The sequence below is a fragment of the Bacteroides sp. AF39-11AC genome, from assembly GCF_003474285.1.
Classification (GTDB): domain Bacteria; phylum Bacteroidota; class Bacteroidia; order Bacteroidales; family Bacteroidaceae; genus Bacteroides.
The window spans coordinates 237,143-250,350 of the sequence record NZ_QROH01000007.1; the positions used below are offsets into that span (position 1 = coordinate 237,143).

The window sequence follows — 13,208 nt, forward strand, 5'->3', positions numbered from 1 at the left end:
AATATCAAAGGCTATAAATTAGTAAAGCCCAAAACATAGAAAAAGCGTGATTCACAGTATAGTATACTCCCACTCCAATCCTCCGGCATGCTTATACTTAGAGCTATCATTACAACACAGACAGATTGTCGAGCAGCTTATATTGTATTTTTCGGCAGCTTCTTTAAATGTATTGAATATTTCTCCGGTGGTGATACACCTTATCTTCTTACTTCTTTGTCGCACTGTATTCTTGAATTTACAGCTTTTACAGCTGCTTCCCCGCAATAAATTTCCCGGATATGCCTGCCAGGTCTTACCACATTCACTACATTGTACTAATATGGGTTTATTCCTGCTTACATAGGTTCCTATAACTTTAATTGTAGGCAACAGCTTTGCGATTTCCTCAACAAAATCATCATGGGTTCTCCGTGCTTTATTGGCACATTTCGGACAGCCGGTTCTATTATATTTCGCTACAAGATGATAGGGTTGGGTAAACCATATATAGCCACATATTTTACATTTTATTCTTATAGAAGTATCAATATTGATATATTCTGCCAGAGGGATAACATTGGGCTGTAATGAATTTAATCTTTCAACAAAGTCATTATGTGTCATTTTTAAAGTACCGGCGCATTTAGGACATCCCGAACCTAAACGTAAAGAAGACGGTCTCACATGCCATTCATGATTACAGACTTTACATTGTGCTTTAATTCTATTATTAGCTCCTGCAAAATCACCAATAATTTCAATCTTATCATTTATTTTAGACAGTTCTTCTCTAAATTCCTCAGTGCTCATTCGTCTTGAATCAATTTGAGCATTCTTCTTAATTTTTTCCCACTCACTTGTACCAAGGTTCGAATTTAATCCGAATTCGGAGAGAATCTTTTTTGTTATTTCAATCAGTTTATCTGTATTCCGGCGAGAAACAAGATCGCAATGTGTCACCAGGCAATTATCGAAAGGAGCTGTTGCATCATCATAGTGGTCGTATATAGTTATGAGTTTGATGCCTTTATATTTGCACAATAGATGCTTTTCCCAGTCTTTCGCTACCATATTTTTATGCCAGTGCCACGAACCGGGCTCTACGGCTACTTTTAAATCAGGCACATATATGTCTAATTCAACTCCTATCACCGTTTTTTCTCTTGACATGACTTTAGATTCGCCCAGAATATGAGCAAATGAGTGATATATGAACTGTTCTAAAAAGGAGGTGCAGGACCTGTGACAGTTAGGACAGCCACGTTGGTTCAGAACATCATGAGGTCTTATTTGATACTCATATCCGCAGGCATTACAAGCGGCATAAGTGTATGATTGTTTATATACATTGCACCTTCGCTGACAACAAAATTCGGGTCGATTTTATGGAGACGCTCCAAAAATATCTCCATCGTCAAGCGCTGAGACGCTCCTTTCTGGGATCGTCCACATTCCGGACATCCCCTGCCACTAAGAACATGTGCAGGAGTGATATCACACTCATGTCCACATTTCAAGAATCTGAATTTAGTTTTTTCGAGTGCCTTCACATACCGGCCAGTTATGATAACGTCATCTCTCAGGGATTTTAAGTCTTTCACAAACTCCGCATGAGATTTCAGTTTGACTCCGGCACACCTGGGACAGCCATGTCCGTGCAATAGACTTCCTGCACGCGGCGACCATTCACAACCACATTTATCGCATCTTACATCAATTTTAGAGTTGTAATCCTTGTATGTTCCCAAGACAGTAACTTTTAAATTCTGTGCTTTCAATTCATGACAGAAGTCTATATGAGTTTTTTTCTTTACCATACGACTAAAACCTTTTGTTTTGACATATAAATATCTCGCATAAAGATAGTCATTTCGATAAAAAAAGAATAAGGATTCTTCCAACTTTTGTTTATACACAAAATTAAAAGAAAATATAAAACACTTGTTGATAAAGTTAATCTAACTCTATAAGATAATGAATTATAGCATCAAAATATAAAGACTATTTTATCTTCCACACAAATATACTTATCTCGTCTTCATCTTCCCCAAAATCTTAGGAAACTGCCAAAAGAACAACAGCGTACAGCAAATTGCAGCCGTAGCATCGGATATAGCCTCAGCCGCATATACTCCGGTCACTCCCATATAATGCGGCAGTATCAGTGCTAACGGAATCAACAGAATAGCCTTGCGAAGCAAAGCGATAAAAATGGATATCTTAGCCTGCCCCAATGCAACAAACATATTCTGACAGGCACGTTGCAAGCCGAAAATGGTCATACCACCCAGAAAGACAGGCATGGTCCAACGGACCGTTTCTATCAACTTTTCATCACTTGTAAAAGCTGATGCAACCGTTGACGGGAACAGGATCATAAGTAGCATCAGAATCAGATTAAAAGAGAACATCGTGATCAGTGCAATACGGAAACAATCCTTCACACGCTGCTTATCACCATGCCCATAATTGTAACTTACAATCGGAATAAAGCCTTGCGCAAACCCCGTCAGCGGCACACTGGCAAACTGCATCGAAGTCTGTAATATCGTCAACGCACTGACGTAAATATCTCCAAAATCTTTCAAGCTGCTATTCAGCACAAAGCCCACCAAACTCTCTGTACTGGCCATAATGAACGGAGATACTCCCAGTCCCAACATCGCAACAACAATTCCCCGATTCAACTTCATATAGCGCCTCTCCAAAGGCAGAGAAGCCTTCCGGGAAAACAGGAAAGACAGTACCCATGCGGCACTGCAAGCCTGAGAAATCACCGTAGCCAAAGCAGCACCTTTCACCCCCATATCAAACCAGAAGATAAAAATAGGATCAAGAATGATATTTAATAAAGCTCCGATTAAGACAGAGTACATGGCAATGGCAGGACGCCCCTGCGCATTGATAAAGGAATTCAGTCCGGTGGAAATCTCTACAAAAACAGTTCCCAGCAAATAAATGGAAAGGTAATCAACCGCATAACCCAATGTATGTTCCGAAGCACCTGTAAAGAGCAGGATAGGCTCCATGAAAGTATAGGCAATGAAGGAAGTAATTAAAGTAAATAGAATCAGCAGGGTAAAACCATTCCCCAATATCTTTCCGGCACGCTGGCGGTCACCTTGCCCGAGGGCTATGGCAGCCAACGGTGCACCACCACCGCCCACTATTGCTGAAAAAGAAGATATCAATACCACGAGAGAAATTGTCACCCCTACGCCTGCCAATGCATCCGTCCCGATGCCTGGTATGTGTCCGATATAGATACGGTCGACAATGCTATAAAGCAAATTGACGAATTGTGCAGCTACTGCCGGAAGCGCCATCTTGAAAACCAGTGGCAACATACGCTCGGTTCCCAGACGTTCTTCATATTTATTGATCATCGTGATTCTTCTTTTCTAAAAACGAGTGCAAAGGTACAAGAATTTCCACTCGCCCCCAAAGTAATGGGGCGGCTTTTACAGGAAACGGAAATCTTATTCCCTATACGCTTTCGGTGACATTCCTGTAAGTCTTTTGAAATACTTACCAAAGAAGGATTGGGACGGAAAATTAAGTTCGTCACCTATTTGCTGTATGGTCATATTGGTCGATCTTAACAGTACCTTGGCTTCGAGCACTACATATTCATCGATCCATTCTCCTGCGGTTTTTCCACTATAACTTTTAATGGTCTGCGAGAGATATTTAGGACTCAGACAAAGCCTGTCTGCATAGAATTCCACTTTTCTCTCTTGTTTATGGAATGCCTGTACTTGCTTCAGGAAATTCCGCATCAAGACTTCACTTCTCGTTTCCTTAGTACCATCGGGCAGTTTATGAAAGTAATAACCCAATCCATAAAAGAAAGCAATGGTGAGATGGCGGATAATTTCCATACGGTTAGGATTATCTGTCACTTTGATTACACTTTGTACCATCTTACAATAAGTCAGCATGGCATCCAGTTGTTTATCTGTTAGTGGTATGACCGGTTTATTACGCACCGAAAGGAAATTCGAGAACCGATCAGGTAAGTTCAGGCTCTCATTGAATCGTTCAGACATAAGTATATAAATCCCTTCAAAATCATCAGAACAATATTCATGCTCTATTATCTGACCCGGCAAAACGATGGATATGGCTGGCGCTTTAATCTCAAAAGGTATCATATCCACCCTCCCTTTAGACTCTCCTTTCAGGCAAATGCCACAAATAGTCATATCCATTTTGAAAGGCCCCGTATGTGGTTCTACTTTCTCATTTCTGTAAATATAGTAGTCGTCATTCAGGAAATTCACATTCTCCATCCCTTCCAACTTGGAACGCCAGTTCAGTGATATAAGATTCTTCATATATGTGTTTTTGACAACAAAAGTAGGCTATAAAAACAGATAAGCCAAACTAGTAAGTGTTTTCGTCCAACATTCCATCCAAAAGACCTTTCTCCCGGCCAGCATCCCCTGTACTTTTGCGCCAGTTTATAAATCAACAAATGAGTAGAGAAAAATATAAAAAATTCAACAAATCTATTTAAAAACGAAATGCAAAAGAAAATATTTATTACAGTAGCGTTGTGTCTCAGCATCTGCACAGTCAAGGCACAGAAAATCCCCGATTCACTGGCTCAAGATTTCAGAAACTTTCTTGCCAAGAACTTCTCTATGTATCGTACTGTAAACCTGAACTGGGAAACCAAGTGGGCACACAATTATACATTTACACAAGATGGAAATGAACTGGAAAAAGGAAAAAGACGCGACCTGCACAAGATCAGTTTTTCTACCATGATCCCTGTACTGAAATTGAAGAAAGTATCGTTGTATGCCAATGTGCAATACAGAAGCTATCAGTTCGATGCGATTGAGAAAACCCACTCCGCTACGTCAGCTATATTTTCACAAGACGGGTATGACTACTTTGCCGGAGGACTGAATGGTACCTACTATATTAATGTATTCAACAAACCGCTGGCTCTATCCGCCTCCGTAATTGCAGACGGTTGGGACAAAGGTTTTGGCAAAGTACAAGGGTTATTGTCTGCCGTAATGATTTTCAAGCATACAAAGACTACCACTTTCACAGCCGGCATCATGGGGATGACCTTATTCAGTAGTATCCCGATTATGCCTATCATTTCTTACTGGCATCGATTCAATAATCCGAATCTAAGCGTAGACATCACCATGCCAAGCCAATTTTACATGAGATACCAACTGAACAGTCATCGTTTTTCCGCCGGAGCTTCCATGACAAGTGATAATTTCTACATGAAACCCAACCTGAAGAATGTGCCGGACATCTGCTATTTCAGCGAAGCTACTTTAAATCCGGAAATCGTTTACGAATACATCATTAACAAACACTTTTATCTGGTTGCACGCGCAGGAGCTTCCATGGTGATGATGGCCGGACTTTACAGCGATACAAGAAAAGGCATAAAAGTACGAAACGAAGAAGGCCAGACAGAAGTGGAACCATTGGTGAAAATGAAACGGAACATGGTTCCTTTCTTCAATCTGGGAGTTTCGTATAGCTTATTTAAATAGCGGCTAAAGATTTTCTTCACTTCTGCAAATGCTTATCGCACTGATGCGTTTCCGATTAACGAACGAGCATGTATTGAAAATTATTTCTGTGTTTATTATTCATAAATCAAATATCCCCGCCGAACCGTTTTCATATACTTATGTTCTTGTCTGGATATAAAAGTATAACAACGAATATGGATTCTCTTCTTGATCTGAGCGGAAGGGTAGACATAGTAACCGGTGATTGATACTTACAGATAATTCAAATCATAAATATATAAATACTTCATTATGTGTACAAGAGTAGTATATTCAGGAACCAATAAAATGGTAGTAACCGGTCGTTCAATGGACTGGAAAACAGAGATGCATAGCAATCTTTGGGTATTTCCGAAAGGAATGGAAAGAAATGGAGAAACCGGAGTAAACTCATTACAATGGACATCCAAGTATGGTAGTGTGGTGGCTTCTGCTTTTGAAATAGCCAGCACGGACGGAATAAATGAAAAGGGGTTAGTGGCCAATCTACTGTGGTTACCCGAAACCGAATATCCGGTAAGGGATAAAAGTAAACCTGGACTTGCCATTACAGCATGGGTACAATATATGCTGGACAACTTTGCCAGCGTAGATGAGGCTGTTAGTTTCATTGATGAAAACACCTTCCAAGTGGTATCCGATAAGATGCCCGACGGCTCTCGCCTGGCTACTTTGCACCTATCAATCTCTGATGCAACAAGTGATTGTGCAATATTCGAGTATATAGGTGGACAACTGACCGTCTACCATAGTAAGGACTATAAAGTGATGACAAATTCCCCTACCTACAATAAACAATTAGCACTGAACGAATATTGGAAATCAATTGGCGGGTTAAGTTTCCTGCCCGGAACCAATCGCCCCTCAGACCGTTTCGCGAGAGCCAGCTTTTACATAGATGCACTCCCTAAAACTGATGATCAGAGAATCGCGATTGCAAGCGTATTCAGCGTTGTCCGTAATGCTTCAGTTCCTTATGGTATCTCGACTCCCGAATCTCCTGAAATATCCACGACACAATGGAGAACGGTTTCGGATAGTAAGAACTTGCGCTATTTCTTCGAGTCAAGCCTGACACCGAATACTTTTTGGGTAAACTTACAGGAATTGGATCTGTCAGAAGGAGCACCGGTACTTAAATTGTCCATAGCCAATGGGGAAACTTACCACGGTAATGCAACGAAAGACTTTAAACCGGCACAAGCTTTCCGATTTATGGGAGTGAAAGATTAACCGGATTTGATTGAGTATACATATAAAACAGTGCAGCTATTCCACTAAAGGAATACTGCACTGCCCATATAGAAATTATCGATTTGCTTTACGCTTCTTCACCTCATCCACGAGTTTTGAAAAAGATTTATCCCTTTTACGCTTTTCATGTTCGGAAGTAGAGAAATGCCACGCTTCCCGTCGAAGTTTCAGATAACTTTCATAAACCTTACGGTCCAATACGCCACTGCTTACCGCTTCTAAAACGGCACATCCTGGTTCGTTGATGTGCTTGCAATCCTTGAAACGACATGATGCAGCATAATCTGAAATCTCCAATACCTCTGCAAGAGAATCGGGATCATCAATGGCCAAGCCAAATTCCCGGACGCCCGGAGTATCGATTAATACACCTGAACCGTCCATCAATACCATCTCCCGACGAGTAGAAGTATGTCTTCCTTTTCCCGTGGACAGGCTGATATCAGACGTTAGTAATACCGATTTCTCGCAAAGCGCATTCACCAGAGAACTTTTCCCTACACCTGAAGAGCCGACAAACACAACCGTTTCGCCTGCCGATATAGACTCCCGTAATTGGAGAATCATCTGAGGTTGATGAATACTTGTAAAAAACATCGGTATCTGACGGGCAATGTGTCTGATCTGTTCTTCAACTTTCTGCTTGTCAAACCCTAAATCAGCCTTATTGAACACCAATACAGGATTAATATTCTCTTCCTGCATCTGAACCATGAAACGCTCGGCTCTGCGAACATTGAAATTATCATCAAGACTTTGCACGATAAATGCCTTGTCAACATACGAGGCAATGGCCTGTTTATCGGCAACCGTTCCGTTTTTCTTGCGATATAAAGTCCGTTCACGAGGCAGCATATCCACTATAATCCCTTTATGTTCGTCGAATGGTTGAAAAAGCACCCAATCACCGGTACAAGGGAGTTCAAAGTCTGATTTTCCATACATCATATTCCCCGTCAGTTCGCACTGAAACAGCCCGTTTTCTGAAACGACCTCGTAGCATGTGCGGTGTACGATGGATATACGGCCATGTGTAAGAGCATTGTATGTTGACTCTTGCTTTAGTTGGCTTAACTTGTCATTCCAACCGTAATTATTCAAATGAATCATTGTTCTATCTTTTTTGCAATGAAAAATGTATAACCGTAGAATGCTTTATACTTACTGTATAGTTCTTCTTCATCAAACTGAAGCGAACTGAATTCTTCGGCGATCTTATTTCCCGCATATTTATGAAGGAAGATTTTCTGAGCTTCAATCTTTGCAGCAAAGTAATGTTCTGTCCAGCTATTTTCCGGCAGAATAAATGTGGCGACGGGAAGATAACCTGCTTTGTGTATCTTGGCTACCTGATTGGGAATCGTATCTATTTCAGGATACGCATTCACCCAGAAGTCATTGATTTCCGCAGGACGTTCGTCAGTAAACCACGAACTTTCAGAAACAGCAATATATCCTCCCGGTTTCAAATATCTACGCCACTCATTCAGCCCCCGTTCAAAACCAATATTATAAATGGCTCCTTCCGACCAGATCAGGTCTAATTCCTCATGCTGAAAAGGAAGGTTGTCCATAGAACCGACAATGCCTTTCACTCTGTCCTGCAAACCTGATTGCTTTGCATCGCGATTGAAGATATCAATAAAGTCGGGAAAAAGGTCAAGTCCGGTGATCTGCCCGGAAATATGTCCGGCCAATACCATTGTCTGTCCTCCTGTTCCACAACCGATGTCGGCGATAAGGGATTTGTCGGTGAGACCATCTATAAAGCTCAGCGCTTTCAGTGTTACGTCAGGACTTCCGGGTCCTTGGCGTTCCATATTGGAGAAGAAGTCACAGATTAATTTAAGTTCGAAATCGTGAATTGTTTTATTTTCGTTACTCATTTTCTTAATGTATTTTGCATACACGGAAAGCATAACAATGCCTTCATCATTGTACGCAGATTAAATTTGAATTATAATAATAGAAAACTACTCTCGAAAGGAGTTATCCGAGAGTAAACGAAAGGACAATCTGTATCAGAAACACAGATTGTTTATTAAACCAAATCCGATTTGAATGTCTTTGTCATGGCGCAAAGGTAAATAATATTTTGAGAATACAAAAATTGAAGTCAGACAAGGCAAGAAAAAGCAAAAAATTCAGGAGTTTGCAATGATAATATATAAAGGAAAAATTTACCTTTGCAGCCCCAAAGAAAACCAGAACTAAGAAATTATTTAGTGTTTATGAATACAAAGGTCAAAGGATATATATTGGGAGCTGTTGCTGCCGCCACTTATGGCATGAATCCCCTCTTTACCCTTCCGCTATATAAGGAAGGTATGAATCCGGACTCTGTTCTTTTCTTCAGATATCTGTTTGCCATTCCCATCCTGGGGATTATGCTCAAAGCGAGAGGCAGAAGTTTCAGTCTGAAACGGAAAGAAATAGTACCGTTAGTCATACTGGGATGGTTGGTTGCCATTTCTTCTCTTACCCTGTTTCAAAGCTATAACTATATGGAAGCCGGTATTGCCTCAACGATACTGTTTGTCTATCCGATTTTGGTGGCACTGATTATGGCTGTCGCCTTCAAGGAGAAAGTCACATTACAAACAGTCTTATGTATCTTTCTGGCTTTAAGTGGTATTGGATTACTATATAAAGGAGGAGACGGTACAACGCTTAGTCTGGTTGGCGTCGGATTAGTCATGGCATCGGCCCTCTCTTACGCTATCTATATCGTAGGGGTAAACCGACCGATATTAAAAGATGTGGCAACACTGAAAGTTACTTTTTATGTATTGCTTTTCGGCCTGTCGCTCTTTTTGGTCCGTGTAGATTTCGGGCAAAGCCTGCATGTTGTCGATAAATGGTATTTATGGGGGAATCTGATTGCATTGGCTATCTTCCCTACAGCCATATCCTTCCTCTGTACTACGCAAGCCGTGCAATATATAGGTTCAACCCCTACAGCCATCCTCGGAGCCTTGGAACCTGTAACGGCTGTATTCTTCGGAGTCATGATCTTCGGGGAAAGCCTGACACCCAGATTGTGCTGCGGAATTGTACTGATTATCCTGGCTGTGACGTTTATTGTAGCCGGAAGCAATATTACGACACAATTGGTACGGTTCAGGAAGCTGTTCCCACGATTACCATTAAAGCACACTAAAAAAGGTTAGGTTTCAGTCATCTCAAACTTACCGGCATCCTCCTGAAGAAGAACCATACTTACAGCAGCATCAGTCTCGTACTGAGTAAGTCGACAATTTTTGACCGTAATACACTCGGGTTAACCGGTTTAGAAGCATAGCCATTAAATCCCCGGCTGAGAATCTGCTCTTCGTCTGTGGCATAAGCGTAAGCCGTTACAGCGAGAATAGGTACCTCAGAAGAGAGTTTACGTATTTCAGTGGTAGCTTGATATCCATCCATTTCGGGCATACTAATATCCATCAGCACAATATGTGGATTATGCTGTCTGAACAGCCCGACCGCCTCTACACCGTTCCAAGCATGAAGAATACGGTAATCTGTCTGAAGGATGGTTTCGAAAAGTTTGAAATTACTCACATTATCTTCAACAATCAAGATGGTGACATCATCTTTTGCAATAGCCTTAAGTGTATACTCCTGAATTGTTTTTTCGGTCCTTTCAGCAGGAATGGCAGGTATCATAAACCAGAATGTCGAACCCTTACCCAATTCTGAATCCACACCAATCTCTCCACCCAACTTATCTATGATAGTTTTACAAATCGACAAGCCCAATCCTGTCCCTTGGACAAAACTGTTCAACTTTACAAAGCGTGTAAAAATATCACCCTTTTTCTCCGAAGGAATGCCGCATCCGGTATCGGTAACGAAAAAACGCAGCATTCCGTTCTCTTGCAAAGAATATCCTACTACAATACTCCCTGAGTCCGTAAACTTAATGGCATTAGTCAATAAATTAACCAGTAGCTGATGCAAACGGTTGCGATCAGTCAGAATAATGCACTCGGGCAAGCATTGAGTAAAGCGGAGTATAAGTCCTTTTATATCAACCTTTACTTGCATGGCTTTGACAATCTCTTTCACCAATGCATTCACATCAACCGGTACCTTTACAAATTCAAGTGTACCAGCCTCTATTTTAGACAAATCAAGGATATCACCGATAAGTTGCAGGAGCAGTTCGTTATTGTTTTCGATAATCTTAATATATTCCTCTCGTTCGCAACTCTCCGCTGTTGAATTGAGCAAACTGGAAAATCCGACAATAGCATTCAGAGGAGTACGTATCTCGTGGCTCATATTTGCAAGGAATGCAGATTTCAGACGGTTCGATTCCTGCGCTTCGTCACGTGCTTTGATTAGTTCCTCTTCCATCTTCTTACGCTGAGTTATAACAAGCAATGACCCTACCAGAGTGAGAGGGATGCCATCAGCTCCACGTTTTTCCACAGTAGCTTGCGCTTCCACCCAATCCATTTTGTACCCATTCCTGTCACGGGATATGACTCTATATTCTTCACGCACTTTACCTATTCGACCTTCGATCAAATCACGATAGGCGTGTTCTACCCGCTCTTTATCTTCTTTAAAAATTTTAGAAAAATACTCTGTATCTGGAACCGAGAACTTCTCCGCATCGACATTCACTCCCGTATAGCCTAACTCAATAGAGCTGTTTACATCGCAAAGTATCCTATGTTTCTGCAAATCCCAGTTCCATGGTATGATATTGGCTACATCAAGTGCCATCGCCAACTTACAATTGGTATCATAGAACTTTTGCTGCGTACGATAAAGTTCCGTATCGTCAACACAGAAGATATCAATGTAATCCTTTTGGGCGGCAGGAGCCACTACAATATTAAGATAGATATTCGGCTTTGCAAAATATTGAGTATACGTAATGGTTTTGTTTTCTATATGCGCTAACTCTGCAAAATGCAGTGTCATGACAAAATCAGAACCTAAAAGTTCACTTCCCTTATAGCCTCCAACTACTTCATCCGCAGCAAAATTCATCATAAAACGCCCGTTCATACGCTGGATTTCCATATCCGCTATTCCACCTGTTTCGTTATAAAGAAGTTTCGCCTTCATATATGCCACCGGCATGTTTTCAAACAAGGTACTCAGTTCCCGGCTTGTTTCCACCTGCCTTTGTTGCACTTCATTCAATTTTGCTAATATGCGGATACGGTGAGACAGAAAAAGAACAAAAGACAAAATAACAAAGAATATTCCTCCGAATACATATTTATATTTTTGAAAAAAATTCTCAGGGCGTCCGAAAAACACACTGTTGGCTGGACATTGCTTTGAGGAAAAGTTTTTTTGAAGCAATGCAAGATAGTTAAATGTAGGAATTGACCCGGAAGGAATGAAAAAAGGAATCTCCCGCGCAGGAGTTCCGGAAACGACTGATAAAAGGGTCTCTTTAAGATGCGCCAGAAACTCTTCTTCATCATAAATACATCCTCCAAGCATTCCACTATTGTTCATCACCGAACCTTTAAGGGCGAAAATCGGAACATTCATATTAGCAATTACCCGATAAGAGTTAGCATTAAGTACAGGCTGACCTGCAATTTCGAATTTACTGAACCAAGAGGAAAAAAGCACTCCAGTGGTACGGATATCAATATCATTCAATCGAAATAACAGACTGTCCAATGTCATACTCTCCGCTGAGTAAAAACAATATTCAAGGTTTGGATATTCGTCTGCCATAAGATGTTTCATGTCACAATCAAGCTGCTGGTTGACATAACGGTCATCCCCTATTAATATCACTTCCTTCAACCGAGGCAGCAGGTGCCGCAGTAAATCTACATTATCCTTCAGAAACATCTTTGCATGCAACACGGTCAGGTTATATTCGTCGGAGAGAGTCGAGAGTGGAACACGCTGTTCACAGGCGATTGATTTTTTTTCGATATAAGCTTGGGGAGGTCCGTAAAAATCGTCCTCCGCACACAAAATCAACGGAATATCCCCCCAATGGGCACGGATAGCCTCTTTCAAGAGCAGTGACGGATTCCCCAGCAGAAGTACGGCCTTAGGGGTATGATTGGCATGTTTCCGGAAAATTGATTCTTCAACCATAGTGAAATCATCGGCATTTCCAACCATCAGCATATTGAGATGCTCAATCAAAACCGGAAGATCCGCTTCGTTCATCCATTTCTGCACGGGCTCAATGAAACCATTGCTCCAAGGAGCATCCGAAGTATAAGTATTAATAATGAGCAGACAATTACCACCGACACCCACTGCAGAATTATTCTGTGCCTGAAGTGTCAGGGTGGAGAATAAAACGAAAAACAATAAATACCCCTGCCACATCCAGGCAGACATCCCCAATATCAAGTTAAATTTCATATATGATTACCATAAAGGTTTTATTAAAGGAAAGCCAATCGTGTATAGTTATGAACC

General features: G+C 41.1%; 10 protein-coding genes. 3 read left to right on the top strand and 7 right to left on the bottom strand.

The annotated features are described in order from the left end of the window. Positions 1–51: 51 nt before the first annotated feature. From DW036_RS26035 to DW036_RS16745, 4 genes are all read right to left on the bottom strand, one after another. Positions 52–1,152: a hypothetical protein gene (locus DW036_RS26035; protein ID WP_233560475.1), complete on the bottom strand. Its 1,101-nt coding sequence runs from the start codon at positions 1,150–1,152 to the stop codon at positions 52–54. Positions 1,153–1,268: 116 nt separating this feature from the next. Then, entirely contained in the window at positions 1,269–1,799 is a 531-nt protein-coding gene (locus tag DW036_RS26040; RefSeq protein ID WP_233560476.1) for a hypothetical protein, read from the bottom strand. Positions 1,800–2,009: 210 nt separating this feature from the next. Beyond that, complete coding sequence (locus DW036_RS16740; protein ID WP_118465392.1) at positions 2,010–3,368, bottom strand: MATE family efflux transporter; 1,359 nt, start codon at positions 3,366–3,368, stop codon at positions 2,010–2,012. A gap of 93 nt (positions 3,369–3,461) precedes the next feature. Next, positions 3,462–4,319, bottom strand: coding sequence for an AraC family transcriptional regulator (locus DW036_RS16745; RefSeq protein WP_118465393.1), 858 nt, complete (start codon positions 4,317–4,319; stop codon positions 3,462–3,464). Between the two features lie 189 nt (positions 4,320–4,508). Between DW036_RS16745 and DW036_RS16750 the strand changes: the two genes are divergently transcribed. Further along, positions 4,509–5,513 carry a hypothetical protein gene (locus DW036_RS16750; protein WP_118465394.1) on the top strand — a complete coding sequence of 335 codons (1,005 nt, stop codon included), beginning with the start codon at positions 4,509–4,511 and terminating at the stop codon, positions 5,511–5,513. 273 nt (positions 5,514–5,786) lie between these two features. Beyond that, positions 5,787–6,767, top strand: coding sequence for a linear amide C-N hydrolase (locus tag DW036_RS16755; protein WP_118465395.1), 981 nt, complete (start codon positions 5,787–5,789; stop codon positions 6,765–6,767). A 75-nt stretch (positions 6,768–6,842) separates the two neighbouring features. Here the strand turns inward: DW036_RS16755 and rsgA are convergent, their stop codons facing one another. Together rsgA and DW036_RS16765 are read right to left on the bottom strand one after the other, a co-directional pair. Then, positions 6,843–7,898, bottom strand: a complete 1,056-nt coding sequence (gene rsgA / locus DW036_RS16760; RefSeq protein ID WP_118465396.1) for a ribosome small subunit-dependent GTPase A — start codon at positions 7,896–7,898, stop codon at positions 6,843–6,845. Then, positions 7,895–8,707 (bottom strand): class I SAM-dependent methyltransferase, encoded by an 813-nt coding sequence (locus DW036_RS16765; RefSeq protein WP_118465397.1) that lies wholly within the window; start codon positions 8,705–8,707, stop codon positions 7,895–7,897. Before DW036_RS16765 ends, rsgA begins: the two co-directional genes overlap by 4 nt. Positions 8,708–9,019: 312 nt before the next feature. Between DW036_RS16765 and DW036_RS16770 the strand changes: the two genes are divergently transcribed. Continuing rightward, positions 9,020–9,958 carry a DMT family transporter gene (locus tag DW036_RS16770; RefSeq protein ID WP_118465398.1) on the top strand — a complete coding sequence of 313 codons (939 nt, stop codon included), beginning with the start codon at positions 9,020–9,022 and terminating at the stop codon, positions 9,956–9,958. A gap of 49 nt (positions 9,959–10,007) precedes the next feature. On the opposite strand, the gene DW036_RS16775 is transcribed toward DW036_RS16770, so the two are convergent. After that, positions 10,008–13,151, bottom strand: coding sequence for an ATP-binding protein (locus tag DW036_RS16775; protein ID WP_118465399.1), 3,144 nt, complete (start codon positions 13,149–13,151; stop codon positions 10,008–10,010). Positions 13,152–13,208 lie beyond the last annotated feature (57 nt).